This is a genomic window from Xylanibacter ruminicola (assembly GCF_900142525.1).
GTDB classification, from domain to species: Bacteria; Bacteroidota; Bacteroidia; order Bacteroidales; family Bacteroidaceae; genus Prevotella; species Prevotella ruminicola_A.
Map to the genome: position 1 here is coordinate 1 of NZ_FRBD01000009.1, position 21,450 is coordinate 21,450.

A 21,450-nucleotide genomic window follows, 5' to 3' on the forward strand; every position below is an offset into this window, starting at 1 on the left:
GCTATCACCGTCAGATACGCAAGGTTACGAAGAACAAGGGCGTATTCCCGTCTGATACAGCCTTGGAGAAACTCGTCTACCTGGCTTACCGTAACATTAGCGAGAAGTGGACTATGCCCCTGGCGAACTGGGCACTTATTTCACAACAAATAGCGATAAAATTTGGAGATAGGTATGAAATTATGTAACTTTGCAGCTAGAAAGGCTCCTCATCTGGAAAACACGATTAAAAATCGTGTCCCCCATCTGAGGTTAATATAATAAGGGAAATGGCCTTGACACAGTTCAACTTACACTACCTCAATAAAGCTGTTACTCCCAAAACAAATTGAACCAAAATCCACAGGACATTCTTAATATTCTCCAACATATAATATACTTTTATTTAGGACTCCACTCATGCACCAGATCTTTTAGGTTCTTTACTTTTTCTTCTTTAAGTCCAGGCGAATAGAATAATCCAAGTACGTAGATATAATCTTTATCTACGACGTATTGCTCGTAGAACTTATAATAGTAATCCACACCTTCCAAGTAAAAATAACCTGTGTGCTTATCTACCAAAGTTATCGAACCCTCATTGAGTTTCCTGAAGCCCACAAAAAACTCTACAGCTGCACTATCATCCATTTGAACATCATTCGGTAGAGAAAAACATTTCAGAAACACATCATTACCATCAATCGAATAATCAAATCTCATATTTCGATTATCCAAAAGCGAACTATCAGGTATAAAATTATTAGGATACTCCACCTTGAAAGTCGGATTGGTAAACACGAATGTATCCAACTTCTGCCAGGTTATCACCTCTTTCTTATAAGGCTTCCACGTACTTACCTTCCTCTCCCCTTTTGAGCAAAACATCACCAACAATATAATGCCCGCCCCAGCTATAGCACCAAATATAAACTTCTTCATCCGAACCATGCTTTTTTATGTTTGCAAAGACACAAAAAAACTTCATAATTTGCTCATTTCCACAACAACACACTATCTTTACTTAGGTAATATGTAAAAGGTCTATATTTACCCCATTTATAACCACAATCAGAACATAGAAATCGTTTAGCATTTTCGCCAGGAATATTTGTACCAATTCTCTCTTCAGGCAGCCTGTATATCCTAATATGATTTCTATACAATTTCCAAACACAAGAATCCAAATAAGGATTTTTAGGAGGGAAACACCCCCAACAAGTCATTATTGCAATACTACTATCATTACCACATGCGGGACAAACATCACCACTACGATTATCGTTTCTCAAACCTTTCAACTGAAGTATCAAAGCTTCCTTATAATCTTTGTTTTCATCCCTTTCACGCTTCAATTTATCGATATAGAAAATTTGATGCCTTATTGTGTCTTTAAGATAACCAACACTCTCATATTCCCTATGCTCATAATACCAAACGCTGCCAATATTGCTGATACATAGTACAATAATCAAACCAAAAAGAAATTTCTTCATATTCATTTCTCCACTTTACATTTTTCCAATTCCGTCAAAACCAGCCTCTGAGCTTTAAAGAAATCATTCAGTACACTGATTAGATACTTATCTAACTCAGGAATCTCTTTCCTGAACAATATCGTTCGTCTGCTGTGCACACCTATTTCCTCGATCTCGTTGTTGGTGGTATAGAGCAAAGTACAATTGACGTGCTGATTAGCCAAATTGATAGTTCTATGAAGGTTGGCGATATCATCAACATCGCTATAAATGGATATACTATGCCACCATGTATCATAGATAGTAATGAAATAACATTGATCATTACTTTCTATGGTAAACTTTTCACCCTGAAAAGTAAAGTAAGCATAATTCAAACCGCCTTTCTCCTCCGTCTCAGGCTCACATCCTATAGAGCGCAATGTAGTCAGCACCAAACCTGTAATAGTCCTTTCATCCAAACATTTCCCCACGTTTTCATCCTCCTCTTTATCTTTATCGTTATCACTATTCATCAGCCTCTCGAAATAGGCATCCTCCTCCCTTTCTTTCTCTTCAGCACTTGCCTTATAGACATGATAGAAGTACCATATGGCGAAAATAAGCACCCAAATTATAACGTGTATCATATCCTATTAAAGTTTTTACCTATTTGATTCCAGAATATCCTCGAGAACGAATGTCCATCAATCTTCATGATCCTACTCACTTTAAAAGTGCGCTCCTCATTAATGTTCAAGCGTATTGCCTGAATATAGTCACCACCATAGTATCGTGAGTATTCGATATGCGATATCATGCAAGAAAACACACGGCCAGCTCTGGTGCAATACTCTATCTCAATGGTTTGCCCCAACAACACAGCTCTATTTATAACTTCCTCGATACTCATTATTCCGAATGTCGCTCTTGCGATTTAACCCACTGCTGATCCTTTTCGTTAGAGGCATTAAAGGCCTCAGCTATTATCTCACAGTCCCGTCCCTCCTTATATCTACTTTGCATTTCGTTACGAATCAGAGACACGTTACCACTCTTCTTGTCTTTGAATTCTTCGATAAGAGCTGCAGTTTCTAGATTCTTTATGCGCTCCTCTCGCAATCCTATTTTTTCCGCAAACAAAATGTTAAAGATAGCCTCCCTAAAGACGCGATAATCCTTAGTCCATTTACTTAAGGAGAGTGCAGCTAACTCCTGGCGGGATAAGTTTGGTAATCTGTCAACACAATCCCTTAACACCTCGTCATTCCATCCTGTAAAATGACACTTTCTTAACTGTTGAATAATGTAATCGTAATCTGTCATAACTATTATAATCGATTCAGTGGCAAAGATACGAACTTGTACCTTTGCCACCAAACAATTTTGCCCCACAAGGCTTGTGAAAATGTGATTTTATTCCCAGACTACCAGATTTCGAGGAAGGGAAATTTTCTTTGCCTCGCCACGTCTGCCATCTATATAATAATGTCTTGCCATATGATCATCGAACTGACCAACAAAAGCCCCGCGGATTCTGGCACACTTCTCATTGATAGAGTTCAAAAGCGGATTCGTTACATCCTCGATACTTTGTAGTGCCCTATCAGACAACCCAAGAGGTCTAAGTTTTACATAAATCTCTGCCAATTCCTTTCTATAGTCAGGTAAGCATTTGAATACAATACCTTCTGAATGCTTCAAGAATAGCAGATAAACAGCCTTTGCCAGCGGTTCCATCTTTATTTCCATATTATTGTAATCTGGCAATAATATACGGAAATCCTTGGTAATAACAAGTCTACTTAATCTATCATCCGGATGTATTAGCTGTTCCAGAATAAACTGCGAAACGCCCCTTTGTCTTAATTTGATAATACGTTCTTTAATCTCATCAAGAAGATCGTCTATACTTTCACTGCCAAGTTGAGAGTTGAATCGATTATCTGCATCCTTTGGAGGAATCTCAAAGTTTCGTTGCTCATCATCTAATTTTTGCTTATTAACGAGCCATTTTCCACTTTTGCTCGTTTCATTATGAATTAGCTTGCTGATGTTGTGTAACTGATCTGCAATTGGCTCATTGCTTCTTGAAGAGATAGGGTAAAAGCGATTTATGGCTTTATCGGTACCATCACTACCTCTATGAATATCCTCAGTTCGTATAAAGCCTTGCTTAATCTTGTTTCTATCATCAGGATTATCCAAGAACCTAAGCATGAAATCATTACCAATATTTATCTTATTGATTTCAGCCTCGCTCATGTATGGCGCACGATATTGCAGCACTTCAGCCTTCTGGAGTTGCTTTAAGAGTAATGGCAGATAGATTACATGATATCCTATCATCTTACCCCACCCTTCCAGCATCTCAGGATTGTTTTCAAACAGGTCTGTCAGTTCCTTATCTTCTTCGCTTGCAATATAGATTAATTCCTTCGGAGCAAGTTTCCCATCGAGCTTAAACTCAATTCTGTTGTCTGATTTAGGAGAGACAGGTTCTACTGGCAAATTGGGGATGTTGCTTGCATGCACTTTTGTTCCACCCTTCCTTTCCATAATGAATAGGATAACCAGGCCAATAGCCACCACCACATCTACAACATTCCACACCATGCGACCTAGGCCCACTTTAGCAAATGGCTGGAACAACAACGCCAAAGTCACGAAAGTCCATGTCAAAACCTCTTTCTTTTGCTTGAAATACTGAAAGGCCATATAACCAAACCCAACCATAGCAAGGAACCTTACCAAGGTAAAATAGCCATACGGCATTGGTGCTAGACAGAGTAGCAATATGACTGCGAGAATTATAGGCACATTTTTCATCTTTCTTGTATTAAAAGTTATTTCCAATCATTTATATCAGAATATGCTTCTACCACATTTTCTATATCATCAGGTAACGCAGGAAAAAAATCTATTCCTGTAATTCTTTCCACATCATCAACGGTATTAATAAACTGATCTCGTTTCTTATATCCTTCATTATTTCTAACAACAAATCCGATGGCCGCGGGCTGTGGTTTCATACGTAGGATTACCTTAAAGAATGCCTCTGGTACAACGATCCTATTTTCACCGATTGTTTCATGTTCTCTTTTCAGCAAGACAGGGCCGCATACGATATATACACAACCATACTTCTTTGCCCATTTTCTGCAATCCTGTTCTATTTTATTCCAAAGGCCACTATTTAAGCTTCTATCTTGCGGACAAATGTTTGTTAACAAATTAGACTCTCGCATAGCAATTTCATCCCATTTATTATCTCCTGCTGGACACATATGCCCATGTGACCATTTGGTATTCTTATAATCCTCCTTTTTTGCCCTTGGTATTGGTACGTCTTTATCTTCTTGATAGCCACCAATTCTTTTCAAATTACCATCCACATGTTCTGCTGTTAGACACCATGCTACCCAATTTGGTATTTTCGTTTCTGAATTATACGATACAATGTAACTTATTCTCTTTAATACTATTTCATTACATTCTCTTAGTGGTGCAGGTTTTTCAATATGTTTTTCTTGATCACACGAATACTGGGCACACAAAATGAGTGTAATAAACAAATACTTTGAAAAAGAGGACAACCATTCCATATACTACAATTATAAAACCAATTATGGCGCGAGTTCCTCTTCACATTCTTTACATTCCTCGCACAACTTAAAACTCTTATTTATTTGAAAGCCATTCATTTCCTCCAAACTCTCTGCAGTTTCAGCGGTTTCGCAGTCAGAATTCCAATCATAATGATAAATCCCAGCACTTTTATCGACCAAAAATGTATCACATTCAAATGAATATTGCCTTCTGTATTTATTACTATAGTATATAGCCACTATCCCCAAAAGCAATAATAAAACGCTCCATACTACTGTTAATTTATATTTAAATGGTTTAGCTATCTCTTTTTTCTCTTCCCAATACTTTCGTTCAGGCGCTTCAACTTTCACCTCAAAATCAAGCAGAACCATCAGTACAACAATATATCCAATAAACAATAATGAATAACCATTCGTTATGTTTAACAAAAAACTAATTATACTAGAATGAAAGTAATATGACAAAAGATATAATAGAGCTAAAATGGCAGCACCTATCCAAGCCACTGTTTTAGCAAATTCCTTTGCATCGTCATATGTTTGACGACCAATAAGGTTCGAAATAAAAGACTGTTTCTCAACCATTGCTTATCCCTCATGCATTTAAAAAACCTCACTAGCATTGCTTCCCTTTGTTTGGAAGTTGCCATTTCTTTGCAACTGAAGCACATATGTTAGTATACCACTTATAATTTCTTGAGGATTATCTTTCGAAAATAGCTCTTCTTTAACAAAACCGCCCTTTACGCCCCCTTTCATTATTTTATTCGGATTCCATCCTTCTCCATAATAGAAGAACGTTTGGTAGATTCCATCTGGAATATCAAACTGATAAGTAGCTCCAGCCTTAATATAGCCATGAGCTATTACAGTACCATTCTGGTTATTGCGTTTAATAATTACAACTATATCACTTTCCCCAGGAGCAGTTACTCTTATCCCAGAACATTGGTCGTAAGGACATCGATAGTTACTTCCATACACATCACTATACGGAGTTGCCCCCGTATACAATGAATTATTAAGGTATTGCTTATCCTCCTCAGATAAGACTTCCTGTGCAGGAACTGCCTGTTGTTGAGAATATGATTGGTACGTTTCTGTTTTATATTCTGTTTCATGTGTACCTTTATTGGAATCAGAACTATTGCACTGATTAACTATAAAAGCAATCACAACAATTAGGACGAAGAAACATCCACAACCATTATTGTCTGAGGTTCCTTTCATCATATATAGTTTCTTCTAGTTTATACTTCTGAAATTGAACATATGTGATCTTTTGAGTAGATGTATCATTTGTGAGTTTAGGTACTGCCGTATAATTTGACTGAATCAATTTATCCCATAAATTAGAATCTTCAGCTACAACATTACAAAACAGTATCTTATCAGTTCTTGGAGGAATACCATTCGCTTGCGTAAATGGAATACTCATATTCAATATTGTTCTTAAAATCTCGTCCGCTTTATAATTTGGAAGATACTCACATTCTATCAAATTAAGAAGATAACGTGACATTGTAAAGTCATTGCAAACCATCTCAAGCCTATGTTCGATTTCGTGAATAAGCAGAGTTTTAAAATCAACAATGGCTTTATCAGTAACCTCGAAACCATCAAACAATTTATAAAGCCATATATCTGATATGAAGAAATTATAGTTTTCACTAATATAATGATCTGCCTGAACGTCAGAAAACAAAGAATAGAATGGTTTACGCATGTGTTCGTCCATACCATCAAGTACTATCTTCTCTTCATTTAGCCATGTCTCTAAATTACTGATATATGATTGCAAATATTTTCGCTTGTTGGATAAAACATTCCTCAATTCATTAAACCTGTCAATAATCCTTCCTGCATACAGATATTGTATCTCCTGATTATGCAAATCTGGAGACTCCATGGTCTTTGCTACTTCCTTCTTAATCACAATTATCTTGGTTGACGGGTATTTCCACCATATAAGAGCAGTAGCAACTATTGTAACAGCAACTCCAATCAATCTATCGTTCGATGGCAACAAGAAGAAGCATAATAACGTTAAGACCAATCCTAATGCAATATAATGTGATTTATAGGTGGGGGCCTCCTTTTCTTCTTCAATCAGCTCAGTTTGTGTTGAAGGTTTTATTTGGCGTAAGGCATAGTTCATAATTGAATCACGCTTACCTTTATTAGACAATTCGCCTAAGAGTCTCATATAACCCTTATATGTTTCATTATATCCATCTACATAACTCTGTTGTTGGACCTTTTCTTCTTCTATGAGAATCCTAAGAACTGCATATTCTATATCTTTATCTTCAATATCAAACGCTAATGATTTCTTTGTGGTTTCACCAATCTCCTTGCAACTAACTCCTGTTATTATGCAGGCTTGACGACAAAGCTGTTTATCCTCGATGTATGAGAAAGGAACATAACAATATCCTTTGTCACCAAAACCTTCGCCCCATGAATTCCTTACTATATATACTTTGTCTATCTCAGAATAGCCACAAATCACCATTGCATGATATCCAAAGTCAGAGCTCTTCAATTCTTTATCTGTTGGGCGAAAAATAAAGCCCTTGTGCCCTTTGGCGAATGAATCAAACACTTTTAATGATATCCCTATTGGATATCCCTCAGACAAAGCTGAGGTCAATGCGTCATGTGTAACATCAACATTAAGTGCCTTTGTTACCAGCCTTGTTATGGCATCCCTTGTCGCCTCCTCTGTTGGAGATGTTTTGAAATCATCATCGTAAGGACACAAATTCTCCTCACATATACCTCTTTCACCTAAAGAATGAATGTTGTCATAAAAAGAACTACCTTTATCAATAGGAGTATTATCACTATTTTTATCACAGACATTATAATACAGGAAACGTGGACTCAAGCATGATTTCTTTCCTACACTCCCCTCATTTAATATGTATTCAAAAATCGATGCGACAGAAAAGGATGTGCAGGAACCAAGTTTTCCTTGATTACGAATAACAGAAAAACTCTGTCTCAGATCAACAGATGGTAAATGATCACGTTGAGGATTATATGTTTCTTCTAAAGGTTTCTCAACAATATTGTGTATAAGTTTATATGTAACATCGCCATAAACGAACCCCTCTTCTGTTAATCTCTTTTTGCTCTCTTCCGCTATTTTGATTCCTTTTTCTATTTCTATTAGTCTTTCTTCGCCCTTCCTAATAAAACTCTGCGATTGACGAATCCTCGTTCTCTGTTTTCTCAGTTCTTCTAAAGGAAGATAAATCTTGCCACCCCTAATAGGGCCAGCAAGTACACCATCAACTCCCTCTTCAACCATTGTATTATTCTCATTAATAAACAGGTTGAAAGCTTCAGTCATACAATCATCAATTGTAGGAAGATCTTTCAGTAAGACACTATCGTCAAAAAGTTCGTCATCCTCCCCCATTAAAAGCGCTAACATGGCGCGTTTTTCCGGCAAAGACAAATCTGTTCTTTCTATAACTCCATGAAAATCGTTAGTTGCTTCATTAAGAAGTTTGTCGAATTCTTCTAATGCAACAATTTTATCAGAAGAGTCAATTTCTCCTCTATTATTACTTAATAATGAATAATAACGATTTATATATTCCTGCGCTTTTGCTAATAGTTCATTAGGTGAGAGCATAGCATGCTGATTCACACGTTCTCTTTCGAGTACACGAATAAAGCAACAACTAAAGATATAACGATGAAAGAATTTGTGGCTAAACCAATAGGCTGATATGCCTAATGCCAAAACATCAGGCTTGTCAATGTCCGCAACAGGATATAAATCCGAGTAATTTGTTGTTACAAGTCTTGCATACTCTCCGAATATCCTTATTAATGTGGTTTTATCTAAATCCAATCCCAAACCATTCAGATTGCATCCTTGAATCAGGAGAAAATGACGTATTGAATCATCCTTCTCTTTCTCTATTATGTGTTTACATGCTTCTGCTGCTTTTTGTTTCATCTCTGAAGCCTTATACACTAAATCGTGTTTTTCGGCTTCAGAAACACAAAACAAATACGCTAAATCTTCAGAGATGCCATATACGTCAACAAGGTAGTGCTTGCCTGAAATTTTAATCCATTCCAGTATTTTACATAGTTCTTTTAATGCTGTCTCTTCGTACAATAATAAATATACACATACATACAAATTGGAACTGACTTCACCCGTTCCTTCTGCCACGACTATATGAGGATGCTTATTTTCAAAATAGGCAACACCCTCAATTCTATTTGAAATAATAGTTTTTGATTCTCGTACATCTATTTGCCTAACTATACTATTTTCACCTTCGAACACCCATGTTGCAACGTGAGAGAATTGTCTTCCCTCACAGTCGCAATGTTGTGTCAGATGATTATCAATAGCCTCTGCTATAGGAGCCAAGTCTTCTCCAATAAAAATATGAAGTGAATGCTGCATTATTAGTGTATATCAAGCTGCTTTTTTACAAATTCTATCTCTTCTCTTATAAGGTCTACAGTCCCTTTATATTCTTTTATATGTTCACGCAGATACTCTTTCGAGAACCCCAATTGTGAAATATTCTCAATATAATCTTCTTTCGCACGAGTATAGATATCTTGGACATACGGCAGTCCATTAACAGAAATAATATTATATATTTTTTTCTTAAATTGGTCTTCGATAGAAGATTTACGTTCTATAAACATTTTATATGCCTCATCTCTGTACTTGCCCAAATCAATCCAATAATCCCAAAGACTGTCACCATTTTCTTCATCAATATACTTATATGTCCCATCATCATTTTTGATAAGGCCAAAGATAAACCCTTTTACCCAAAGTTCTAAGGCGTTATCACCATTCCCTGGTTCAAGTCTATAGCCAGTCTTCTTCATTTCATTTAGTATCGTTGTGGAAATGTGGAAACATATATCGTTTTCAGGGTCTTCATACTCCCTCTTGCATTTGTTGCTAACTGAGTCAATAGCAAATGGTGGTATCGGATTCATTTGGCTAAAAACAATAATACGGTCTTTCATACCAATATTTGAGAAATTCACATCGCCAACTTCTTCGATATTATTCTTAAAGTAATCATCCTTCTTTAATAACGAATCTTCAAATCTGTTTACGCCGATATAATAATTAATTGCAGGTTTCTTGTCAATGTATCCAAGGAAATTGTGCAATAATAGTGGAGAGGCTTTTGCTGCCATGTTGCGCACGAGTTCTTCAAACAATCCATTTTTCTTAAGTAGAACAAGGACATCATTAATGTCCATATTACCAATTTCTTTTGCTCTGTCAAGATTATAGGTATGCTGAAGAAGTCGGACACCAATAGTTGACGTTTCTAATTCACTAAAATCAAAGATCTTGTTTCCTTCTTTCAGGGAAGTAATAAAATCAGAGATGAGAATATTATGGCTATCTAATGAAATAGTCGGCTCAACCCGTGAAGTGATATTAATTTGGAAGGTCTCTGTGTTTCGTGCAATATTTTGACGGAGTTTGGAGATTTCTGAACGACTATTAGTGGCTACAATCTCTAATCGCTGTCTTATTTCGCGTACTCTATTTTGGTATGCGCCAATTTTAGTCAGTAAGTCATTATAGAAAGTAATGGCTTTAACTCTTCTTGCAATCTCCCTTTTTGTTTTAGCTAAATATGTGGCAAAATTACAGACTTCCTCTTTTGCATCATCAACGCCAATCTTAAATATGCCTTTCGCTTTTTCTTTTAAATCTTTACATGCTGTCCGAACAGTTTCATCGTACTGTGCCTCTAAAGTCTTTTGTTCTTCAAGTTCATTAGTCATTTCCTTCAAATAGACACGAACTTCGCTTTCTATGCCTTGCAGTAAATCTTCTGTAGCTCCAACACCCATTCCTTCTGAGCGTTTCAGACTATTAATAACCAATGTACGTAATTCGTCAGAAACACGCGAAATAAGGTTTTGCAATCTCGTCTCAACCTCTTCATCATCAATTTGTCTTGCATTAACAAAAGATGTTACAACATTCATTGCATCCGAATAGTCACTCTTATCTATACCCGATAGGGGCGTGAATTTAGTATCAATTAAATAATCTATTACATCATCTGCATCGTGTTCTCTTATCTTGACAGTATCAATCCACTGCATGACTTCTGTATTAACATCAGCAGGTTTATTCAGTAATTGGTTGACTAAATGAATTGCAGCCATGTGTGCGTATATTTTGCGAAGTTCGTCGCTTCTAATAATAACTTCACATACACCCATACCACTAACCCAAGCTTTTTTCCCTTTAACATTAAAACTACCACTAGTTGTATCAACGGCAAGATTATCTAACACGGAAACATTGGCTGTTGAGAGTTCTCCGACTGATGTAATTAACGTTAATGCTAACATCTCTTCTATTTGCCTTGTTTCATCATAGACATCAAGATTTCTGTTTTTATTATCAACTAAAATGCAAGCATCAAAAGGAGTATAACTTGTGCTCCACGTTCTGCCACCTTCCAAAGGTAATTTAACAGGATTGTCATCTAAATTACGCCCCATTAGCCAATCCAGATCCATTAATGCTCCATATGCATTTGGACGCACTCTGTCAACACCATTTGTAAGATTGGCCCTAAACACTTCTGGCAACATTCCAAATCCTGCTAATTTGCAATTATCACCAGCTATTCTTCTAACTAAATAGCCCATGTCAATAAAAACGCCGCAACCGGTACCTCCACATAAAGAAAAAATAATATAGACGTCTGTCTTGTTATCAATAAGTTCGTACTTCTCTCCAACTGCGCTTGCCCTTGCTACTTTGGTTAAAGCCATGCTTACTCTTTCTTCTACAGACTCACTATTTGCTATAAAAGCAAATCTTCCATTAGTCCTTACCTGACCAGCGCCATGGGTTAAACTACGTAAGGCATTATTATTATTTGATGGCATCCATGCATAGTTGTCTTGGTTCCTTTTAAATAGAGACTGAGGATGCTCCACTGTGATTTGTACCTGTTCATTTCTTTCAAGCCTCACTTTGTTCCCTTTATTTTGTCCTTCAACATATATTTCACTGTCATCAATGAAACCCATTGAAGCTATATTCTTTAATTCCTCATCTTTGGAATATTCACCTCTATCTGTATCTACTCCTAAGAAACCTATCATTCCGGGAACCTCACCATAAGTTTCAATAAAGAGTTTCTTCAATTTAAGAATTGTTCTCATACCTGTGCCGCCAAGACCAATGAAGAGACTTCGGCGAATTTTCGTTTTTGTAGCCATAATTATAAGATTTTTATTGTTATTGTTTCTTTTGTTGTCATATTATCGAGTTGATAAACACCATAATTAGATAATTCTGATGTTACTGGTGTTATCATATAATTACCATGCAAACTAATCTTTGCCGCTTTCTTTCGGCCTTTTGGTGTGATCTCCCAAGGAGAAGTCCAAATATCATCCTTAATAAACAAGACCTTTCCACAGAATAATTTGTTTAGCCAATTTTGAGGCTTGTATTTATTTGTTACAACGACTTTTACCGCACCATTTATCTTTTTGTTTGTATAATAACCTTTCCTTGAAGATAATTCAATTCGAGATAATCGAATCCTAGGATACAATAATGGTTTAAGGAAGACAAACCATACAAATAAGATAGTCACTATAATAATACTTAACCACATAAAAAGCACTTTCATGGGGTGCCAGCAAACATCGTGTTCAAAATAAATGCTGCTGACATAAGAAAGGTTCTCTTCAGCATTTATCGTTTCCAACCCACTTGCTTTCCCCTCCATACCTATAACATATTCCTTTTGAGCAATTGAATGTGGGACTTCTAAAGTTATTATGCTATTAGTATCGGATGACTTGATTTCAAAAGTTGTTCCAATGCTTTCGCCATTGTAGTACAACTTACACTTGTTTTTTAATTCAGTTGGGATATCAAGAGAAACGTTTAAACAACTTTTCACCTTTTTTGCTTGGTCGTTAAAGATTGTGCCTAAATCAACTTGTATGTTTTCAACTTCCTTACCTTCCCAAAATAAGAATTTTGAATAAGTTTCTGCCTTACCAGCACAGTACTGCCCTTCAGTTTCACCAGAGGGCTGTCCTAAATCAAGATTTGCCAAATCACGTGTGTCAATATTAATAAAAAGGTCTGGATTACAGATATGAAGTTCTTTATTATTTGCCTTAACCACAAAATGAACTTGATGATTGCTTGTTGGATGCTTCTTTTGCTCAATTAGGAAGATCGCTTTTCCCTCCTTGATCTTATTATCCCTCAGAGAAACCTTGTAATATTCATCATTACATACCACAGAAGCATTGAAAGTTCCATAATCAGAAAAAACAGATTGGATATTTTTAATAGAATGACTATTCAAATTAAATATTGTTTTATCAAAAGCGCCAAAAGGACCAAGATGGTCTTCTATGTAGAACGCTCTATCACAAGCCTCTGTAGCTGCAATAAGTTTTTTAACATCTGGTTTATCTTTAATTTCTTTACCAAGGGCAACAAAGAATGCATAGTTGTTGGGAGCCTGCAGACACCACTTCTTGATGCGTTCACATACAGCATCTGTACGCCTTTTGTCAACATTTTCAGTCCCATCTGTAAAAAGATACAAATAGTTGTTCCTGTTCTTGTCAATATACTTTAATCCCAAATCCCATGCATTGCATATACCAGTTCGCTGTGAGGCATTAATCATGTTCTCACACTGAGTCTCTATATTTTCCCATACAAAATCTTTTGCTTTAAAACGAATTGGTTCTGCTGTATTTTGATGAAATAGGACGATGGTAACATTTACATTATTATCCAACTGTTGTATGTCATCTTTCATAAATAGCTTTGCTTTTTCCCAAATATCATTTGGCTTTTTCATACTCCACGTGCAATCAAAAAGATACACGTAGTTGCGCTGACGTTGAGCTAACGACGATAATGAAGGAATAAGCGCTATAAGGAAAACAATAATTCCAAATTGTTTCATAACTAATATAATTTACATATTATTTGTATAGTTATTGGCACGTTTACTTGTTAGAGCTAATTATGTCAAATGCAAAAGTAAGAATTATATCTGAACTTTGCAAGTTTTTAAGAAGTTATTTTCAAAAAAGTGTGTTTCACAAGGCTTGTGGAACTTGTGAAGAGTGGCAGAGCCGAGCGGTGGAAGTTGGAATATACAATTGATCAGACCACCCCTAGCCCCTCCCGCTCGGCTATGCCGCTTGGCTTGCCCAAGAACTCAGGTGGGGAATACTGTGGGGTATGAGTTCCTACTCAGGAAGGGGAAATAAAAAAACGCCATTACTCGGGTTGGGGAGTAATGGCGAATAAGGGGATGGGGAGTTCTATTTGGCTTTTTTCCAAGTCTGTGTCTCGTAGAACATACCGAGATAGCCACGCACTTTCAGTTTGTCGCCATCAAGCCAGATAGAGCATTTGTAGGTCTTGCCGTTCTTGGGGTTGTAGATACGACCACCTTCCCACTTTTCTGACTTCTTGGTAAGACCTGAGAGGATATTCACGCCCATCAGTTTGCGACTGCGCATCTTCTCGTCGGTGTTGTGCGTATCTTTGGTGTCGGGGCCTTTCTCCAGCCACACAATTTTACCATTCACCTTTCCGTTAGCCTCGTAGATTTCCACTTTGGCATCACCAGCTTCTGTTAGCCATTTTCCCAAAATGGTCTGTGAATAGCCTGCCAACGAAAAGAGGGCAAGGGCCATTGCAAGAATCATCTTTTTCATATACATTATCTTTAAAAATAGATTTTTACGGTGCAAAGATACAACTTTTTCTGGACATTTGTAAAGTACCTAAGAAATTATTGCATTCTAACTGGTTTGCAATTGAAAAGTACCTAGAAAAAAAATAGATAATAAAAAGGCCCGCCAACTAAAACTGTTGGCGGGTATTTTCTATTGTATCTATGACTTTGTCGCACCAGATATCGAACTCAGGGTCTTCGATCTGGAACTCGGGGTGAGACTTGATATAGGCTACGGCGTGGCGGACGCCTTGGTCGAAGCGCGTTGTAGCGCAGAAACCGGGAACGGCTCGCTTGAGTTTGCTACAATCGAAGACAACAGTACAGGCTTTATCGCCCAGCAGGTTTCCTTCGAAATCCCATTCTCGAGGTGACACTTGAGCCAGATAGCTCGATGACACATAATAGGGTTTGAACTCAACGCCAAGTGCATCGGCAACAGTCTGATAGATCTGATTCCACGTCAACGACTCATCGCTCATAATCTGGAATGCCTCGCCAATGGCCGTGGGATTGCCAAGAAGACCGATGAAGCCACGGGCAAAATCCTCGTTCCACGTCAGCGTCCACAGTGAACTGCCATCGCCATGAACAATCACCTGCTTACCTTCAATCATACGTTTCAGCACCGACCAACTACCCTTAGGGCCATGAACGCTTACAGGCACAGCACGTTCGCAATAGGTGTGGCTGGGGCGCACAATGGTAGCAGGGAAGCCATTTTCGCGATAGGCTTTCATTAGCAGCTCTTCGCAGGCTATCTTGTTACGCGAGTATTCCCAATATGGATTGGCCAACGAAGTGCCTTCGGTTATGACATGATTGCGCACTGGTTTGTTATAAGCCGATGCGGAACTGACAAAGACATACTGCTTGGTGCGACCTGTAAAGAGACGGATGTCGCGCTCAACCTGCGAGGGCAAGAAACCAATAAATTCGCAAACGGCATCAAACTGCTCATTACCCAGTTTAGCTACCACCTCGTCTTCGCGATTGTTGATATCACCCGTAATCAGCTTGATGCCATCTGGCAATTCAGCAGTACGGTTACCGCGATTAATCAACCATAGCTCGTGACCAGCAGCCACCAACTGACGTGTGATAGCACTACTGATAGTACCTGTTCCTCCAATAATTAATATCTTCATAATTTAATCTTTTTAGTCCATCGGATAGCAAACGCCCCACTTCTGGCGCAGGGTATCCATCAGTTGCATGATATATAAGGTTTCCACGTGAGGCATTTCATTGGGTTCTGTCAAACCTTCAATCAAGGCTTTTCGGCAGGCCAGAAACTCGTACTCGTAACCTGTTATCTGTTGCGGAACATGAATGGTTTCAACATAAGTTCGATCGGGCCCATTAACAGTTATCTTCTGCGGATTGTTAATGTTGTCAATAATCAAATTACCTTCAGTGCCCGCAATCACACCAATATTGTCGCCCACACAGGCAGCACTCGACTGCAAATTACAAAGCATACCATCTTCAAGCACTAGAGTGATGGCATTAGTGATATCCATGCCCGATTGACTTTTTACGCACTGGCTCTCCATGCTGACAATGTCGGCAGGGAAGAACATACGGGCAAAGTTAAGTGCATAGACACCCAGATCTAATAAGGCGCCACCACACAGGTCGGCACGCATAATGCGCGGCTTGTCGCCCATGCTGTAGCCCAGTGTAGCAGTAAGCAGTCGCGGGGTGCCAACACGACCACTACTGATAAGACCACGAATGATGTCAACAGCAGGTTGATAACGCGTCCAGATCGCTTCAGCTACAAACACCTTGCGTTCGTGAGCAAGCTGTAGTACCTCAGCAGCCTCGCGATGATTGGCCATGAAGGCCTTTTCTACCAAACAAGGTTTACCGGCCAAGATTGCCTGACAAGTTACATCGTAATGGTGAGAATGGGGCGTGCCCACATACACTAGGTCTACATCAGCATCGGCTATCAGCTCAGCATAAGAGCCGTAGGCTTTAGAAATGTCCCACTTAGTGGCAAAAGCCTCAGCCTTCTCGATAGAACGTGAGCCAACAGCATAAGCCTTGCACTCACTAAGTCCGTTAAGGGTAATTGCCGCTTTCTCAGCAATCCATCCGGTACCAATAATGCCTACTCGTAAGATTCCGTCCTCCGTCATAGTCTTATCCTCTTGCCAATTTGTAGATAGCTTCCATATCCTCGGCCTTAAGCACTTTCAAGCATCCACACGTATGCTGATAATCACGGCTGCACTTACGAGTCATCTCACGAATCTCATCATCGGTAATATCTCGTCCTATAAGTTCCTTGATATTGATAGGCATGCCGATAGCATGATAGAAACGCTCCATGGCCTCGATGCCTTTAATGGCTGTGGCCTCAGGATTGGCAAAGTCGTTGGGCACATTCATCACATTAACTGCAAAACGCACAAAACGACTCAGATTCTGATGCATCACATAGCGCGCCCAACTAGGCCAGATAGCTGCCAGACCTGCACCATGAGTAACATCGAACATGCCGCTGAGTTCGTGCTCCAACTGGTGAGTAGCCCAGTCGTCGCTCACACCACAACCAGTAAGTCCGTTGTGAGCCAGACTGCCACCCCACATAATCTGGGCACGCTGGCGATAATCCTCAGGATTCTTCAGCACATCGAACACGGCGGTCATCATACGACGCATCACGGCTTCAGCCAAATCAGTAGTCAGATCCATATCGTCATCTATAGTAAAGTAACGCTCCATGGTGTGCATAATCATATCGGTAACACCAGCCGCAGTCTGATAAGGAGGAAGCGTAAAAGTGCGACAAGGATTCATGATGGCGAATTTAGGGCGAGACATGTTGTTACTGTATCCCAACTTAACATCGCCATCTTCGTTGGTTATTACACTTGCCTCGCTCATCTCACTACCAGCAGCAGGGATAGTGAGAACTGAAGCCACTGGCAACATGCACTTTGGTTCGGCCTTGCCTAAGTAAATATCCCAAACATCACCCTTGAAGCAAACGCCGTAGGCGATGCACTTTGACGAGTCGATAACACTACCGCCACCAACAGCAAGAATAAAGTCGACGCCCTCTTTACGACAAAGATCAATGCCCTCTTTGGCCAGTGAGAGACGCGGATTTGGCACCACACCACCAAGTGTCACAAACTCGATTCCACCATCACGTAACAAGCCACATATCTTATCAAGCAGGCCAGAACGTACGGCACTCTTTCCGCCATAGTGTACCAGCACCTTTGTACCACCATACTTCTTAACTAATTGAGCAACCTGCTCTTCCGACTCCTTGCCAAATACGACTTCAGTCGGTGCATAATAATTGAAATCTTTCATACCGTAAAAGTTAGAATTTGTTTATTCTTTGTTTTGTGTTAAAAATCTGTGCAAATATAAACAAATAATTTGATAAACACATAACATATAACAAAAAAATTAATCCCCAGCCATACGACGGGGGATTAACTTTTGAAAAATCAACTATCTATGTGCTATTCTATGGTAATTTTCTTCAATGTATAGCCATATCCAACAATCAACATACCTCCGCGCTCATCAACGATGGCTTTGTTGGCTTCGGTATAAGTAAAATCATATGGATTGGGAGTATCACTAGTCAGGTCAAACTGAGCTACGACCTGATCTTCGGGATTATCGCCCCACCAAGGAGTGGTGATACGCATAGAATGGTAGCCCTCTGGCATGTCAACCAGCTCATAATAGACATGTATTGTAGCACCTACTGGAACTGCAGCCAAATCGTCGGCAGAAACAGACACATTGCTAGCGCCCCAGTTGATATCTACGCCACCTTCCCAAATAACATTCTCAGCTGGAGCGACTTCCTCGACAGCAACAACCTTAGTTAACTTATAACCATAGCCTACAATCAACATACCTCCACGCTCATCTACAAGAGCTTTGATAGCTTCGGTATAAATAAACTCATAGGGTTTAGGAGTATCGTCGGTAAGATCGAACTGAGCAACTACCTGATCTTCGGGATTATCGCCCCACCATGGAGTGGTAATACGCATAGCATGGTATCCCTCTGGCATGTCAGCCATTTCGTAGACCAAACGGATAGTTGCACCAACAGGAACATCAGCCAGATCATCGGCAGTAACAGTTGCATTGCTAGCGCCCCAATTGATATCGACATCACCTTCCCAAAGCACCGTTTCTTTCACACCAGGATCAACGTAGGTATCGTTGCTGACAGTGAACAAGCCACATCCATAGCGCATGCCATCAGCCTCGATACTAACCATATACTGTCCCTCGGCCATTGCTGGAACATCGAAGGTTACCTTACCATCTGCAAAAGACACGTTAGAAGCCTCCTGCTTACCAATAAACACTTTAGATACAGAAGTTACATTGGCTATATCCACAGTCTTAGTGGTACCAATAGTCAACCAACGCGACTTGGCATCGCTGGCAAATGCGGGATCGCCCTCGGCAGGACGTACAACCAGCATACATGTGCGAGAAGTTGAAAGTCCCTGAGTGGTGGTAGCAACAATCTTCAGGACATGATCGCCTGCTATTACAGGTACATCAATTTTCAAACCTTCGGCAACCTGCTCATCGTCGATGAACCACGTTACTGTGGTGTAGTCGGCAGGTGTAACAATAGCCTCATAAGTGAAATTGGTGGTACGTTCAATGTTCGCGAGGGTAGCAGGCTCTCCATTTTTACCTTCGGGGATATCAGTGTTCAAGATGCGGGGAGCATCAAATTCGCTAGCTGTGAAGAACGGATTCTCATCAGACGAGCAAGCCGTTGTTGCAGCCAAACTGCAACCCACAAAGAACAGAGCGATATACTTTGATATATTCTTGTTAATCATAATTCTTAATACTTTAGTTTATTCATAACTATTACTTCACGTTAATGTCGGCTACATCCCACCAGAGACGTTTGTGCCAGTCGTCAGAACCACCTAAGCGGTCGATAGCTGCCTTATAGTTGGCACTATTATACTGGTTCTCCAGGATAGGATAGCGCAGACGTGTGGGAGTCTGAAGATTGTTGTCGTCATAAGTAAAGTCTGACTCATACTTGGGCAACTTTGTACGATCCAGCAATACAGGATAGTCTGAACGACGCAGGTTAGCCCATGCCTCAGAGGGGTTCATCATGTGCAGAATCCAAGCCTGTGTATTGATAGCTTCCTTGGCATTGGCAGTCAATACGCCAGTATCAATAAGGCCATTAATATAGGTATCGATCTCGGTAGCCGAAATTCTATCTGCAACCTGCAGATAGTGGGTATTCATCCACTGTATAGAGGCCTTGACACCCGCCTTGAAGTGATCTTCAACAGAACCATCGACATTCCATCCCTTCAGTTTTGCCTCAGCCAGCAAGAACTCAACTTCACCAGAATTAATAAGCGCACCTGGACGGTCGGGCATCTCAAAATCAATGCTGAGGAACGGGCGCATCATACGGGCCGGGAAGTTACTACCATCGAAACCTGCTTCAGGATAGAGATTAATAATGCGCTGTAGAGTTGGAATCTCTTCGATAGCAGGTGCATTAACCCAATCATTCCACCATGCAGCACCAGGGTTGCAGGGCTTCTCTACTTCGCCAGCACGGTTCAGATAGTCTACAACCTCATCGGTTACGTCAACATTCCACTCACGATCGGGTTTAGTTTCACTACGCTTAGTGTTAATGTAATGACGACATATGCGATAAAGACGCGGGTCGTTGTTATCCTTTAAAATATTGAAGAATGTGGAGCATACAAATGTTGGTGATGTGGGGTCCTGACCATAAAGGATCTCACCAAGGGCATTAACACGGAAGTCGAGATCGCGTGAGCCATCATACAAGGTGAAAGGACCGTCTGTATAAATAATATAGGCATCATCGGCTGCACTGGTAATATAGCCACCAGCTGCATTAAGAGCTTTCTCGAACTCTTCCTGAGCCTTAGTAGGATTAACCTCACTAATACGCATGGCATAGCGCATACGCAAGGTATTGGCATACTTACGCCAAGCATTAGCATCACCCTTCATGCTAGTCACGTCGCCACCAATGCGGTCGGAACCAGTACCCAACTGGTCGACACAAGCAGCCAGCTCAGTGAAGATAAAGTTATAGATATCTTCCTGAGAGTCGTACTTTGGAGTAGAAATACCAGAGATAAAACCAAGTCCAGCCTCAGTACAAGGCAGGTCGCCATAGATGTCAGTAAGCATGGCCATCAGGTACACACGATGAATGCGAAGGGCTGCGTTCGTATTAGGCTTATCCTCAGAATTAGCAATCGCATCAACGATGTTCTTGATAGATACTGCATACAACTTGTCCCAAACAAGGCTCATTTGGTCATCCTGGGCGTGAACACTACCTGCATAGTTCGATACGTTCCAACCACCGGCAAAGTGCTGAGTAAATCCTGAAATATAGCTGCGGTAGGTGTCCATCATTCCGAAGTCACCATAGGTCTGCAGCAGGGCTGTAGTCAGCTGGGCACTGGATTCTATCGACTCTGCTTTCGAATCGTCGGTATTCAGCTTCTCCATATAACTGTCGCTACAAGCGGTAGTTGACATCAATCCGCAACCAACGATACATGCAGCGAAGGTTTTCTTTATCATATTTGAAAT

The 21,450-nt window shown here is 39.8% G+C and carries 18 protein-coding genes and 1 pseudogene; 1 reads left to right on the plus strand and 18 read right to left on the minus strand.

The features are described 5' to 3' along the window. Positions 1-188 (plus strand): annotated as a pseudogene (locus tag BUB86_RS06845) (IS256 family transposase); the annotation flags it as partial. A 193-nt stretch (positions 189-381) separates the two neighbouring features. Here BUB86_RS06845 and BUB86_RS06850 read toward each other — a convergent pair. From BUB86_RS06850 to BUB86_RS06935, 18 genes are all read right to left on the minus strand, one after another. Then, positions 382-921: a hypothetical protein gene (locus tag BUB86_RS06850; protein WP_073207386.1), complete on the minus strand. Its 540-nt coding sequence runs from the start codon at positions 919-921 to the stop codon at positions 382-384. A gap of 53 nt (positions 922-974) precedes the next feature. Continuing rightward, positions 975-1,475: a hypothetical protein gene (locus BUB86_RS06855; protein WP_139261481.1), complete on the minus strand. Its 501-nt coding sequence runs from the start codon at positions 1,473-1,475 to the stop codon at positions 975-977. Positions 1,476-1,477: 2 nt separating this feature from the next. After that, the gene (locus BUB86_RS06860) at positions 1,478-2,086 is read right to left on the minus strand and encodes a hypothetical protein (RefSeq protein ID WP_073207392.1); all 609 of its coding nucleotides are present in this window, start codon (positions 2,084-2,086) and stop codon (positions 1,478-1,480) included. Next, positions 2,083-2,349: a hypothetical protein gene (locus tag BUB86_RS06865; protein ID WP_073207395.1), complete on the minus strand. Its 267-nt coding sequence runs from the start codon at positions 2,347-2,349 to the stop codon at positions 2,083-2,085. The genes BUB86_RS06860 and BUB86_RS06865 overlap by 4 nt, the downstream gene beginning before the upstream one ends. Next, positions 2,349-2,762, minus strand: coding sequence for a hypothetical protein (locus tag BUB86_RS06870; protein WP_139261483.1), 414 nt, complete (start codon positions 2,760-2,762; stop codon positions 2,349-2,351). Before BUB86_RS06870 ends, BUB86_RS06865 begins: the two co-directional genes overlap by 1 nt. Positions 2,763-2,852: 90 nt before the next feature. Further along, entirely contained in the window at positions 2,853-4,265 is a 1,413-nt protein-coding gene (locus tag BUB86_RS17845; protein ID WP_073207403.1) for a DUF6804 family protein, read from the minus strand. 17 nt (positions 4,266-4,282) lie between these two features. Further along, positions 4,283-5,041, minus strand: a complete 759-nt coding sequence (locus BUB86_RS06880; RefSeq protein ID WP_081373138.1) for a DNA/RNA non-specific endonuclease — start codon at positions 5,039-5,041, stop codon at positions 4,283-4,285. A 21-nt stretch (positions 5,042-5,062) separates the two neighbouring features. Continuing rightward, entirely contained in the window at positions 5,063-5,632 is a 570-nt protein-coding gene (locus BUB86_RS06885) for a hypothetical protein (RefSeq protein ID WP_073207411.1), read from the minus strand. An 18-nt stretch (positions 5,633-5,650) separates the two neighbouring features. After that, positions 5,651-6,280, minus strand: coding sequence for a hypothetical protein (locus BUB86_RS06890; protein ID WP_073207415.1), 630 nt, complete (start codon positions 6,278-6,280; stop codon positions 5,651-5,653). Continuing rightward, positions 6,255-9,485 (minus strand): C1 family peptidase, encoded by a 3,231-nt coding sequence (locus BUB86_RS06895; RefSeq protein ID WP_073207418.1) that lies wholly within the window; start codon positions 9,483-9,485, stop codon positions 6,255-6,257. The genes BUB86_RS06890 and BUB86_RS06895 overlap by 26 nt, the downstream gene beginning before the upstream one ends. Before the next feature lie 2 nt (positions 9,486-9,487). Next, positions 9,488-12,310 carry a tubulin-like doman-containing protein gene (locus BUB86_RS06900; protein ID WP_073207423.1) on the minus strand — a complete coding sequence of 941 codons (2,823 nt, stop codon included), beginning with the start codon at positions 12,308-12,310 and terminating at the stop codon, positions 9,488-9,490. Positions 12,311-12,312: 2 nt separating this feature from the next. Then, on the minus strand, positions 12,313-14,037 hold the full coding sequence (locus tag BUB86_RS06905) for a vWA domain-containing protein (RefSeq protein WP_139261485.1): 1,725 nt from the start codon (positions 14,035-14,037) through the stop codon (positions 12,313-12,315). A gap of 364 nt (positions 14,038-14,401) precedes the next feature. After that, complete coding sequence (locus tag BUB86_RS06910) at positions 14,402-14,800, minus strand: DUF2147 domain-containing protein (RefSeq protein WP_073207702.1); 399 nt, start codon at positions 14,798-14,800, stop codon at positions 14,402-14,404. A gap of 148 nt (positions 14,801-14,948) precedes the next feature. Then, complete coding sequence (locus BUB86_RS06915; RefSeq protein ID WP_073207430.1) at positions 14,949-15,968, minus strand: SDR family oxidoreductase; 1,020 nt, start codon at positions 15,966-15,968, stop codon at positions 14,949-14,951. Positions 15,969-15,980: 12 nt separating this feature from the next. Beyond that, a complete protein-coding gene (locus tag BUB86_RS06920; RefSeq protein WP_073207434.1) occupies positions 15,981-16,967 on the minus strand; it encodes a Gfo/Idh/MocA family protein in 987 nt (328 codons plus the stop codon). A gap of 4 nt (positions 16,968-16,971) precedes the next feature. Further along, the gene (locus tag BUB86_RS06925) at positions 16,972-18,156 is read right to left on the minus strand and encodes an iron-containing alcohol dehydrogenase (RefSeq protein ID WP_073207438.1); all 1,185 of its coding nucleotides are present in this window, start codon (positions 18,154-18,156) and stop codon (positions 16,972-16,974) included. 155 nt (positions 18,157-18,311) lie between these two features. After that, entirely contained in the window at positions 18,312-19,673 is a 1,362-nt protein-coding gene (locus BUB86_RS06930; RefSeq protein WP_073207441.1) for a hypothetical protein, read from the minus strand. A 31-nt stretch (positions 19,674-19,704) separates the two neighbouring features. After that, entirely contained in the window at positions 19,705-21,441 is a 1,737-nt protein-coding gene (locus tag BUB86_RS06935) for a SusD/RagB family nutrient-binding outer membrane lipoprotein (RefSeq protein ID WP_254795116.1), read from the minus strand. Positions 21,442-21,450: the final 9 nt, after the last annotated feature.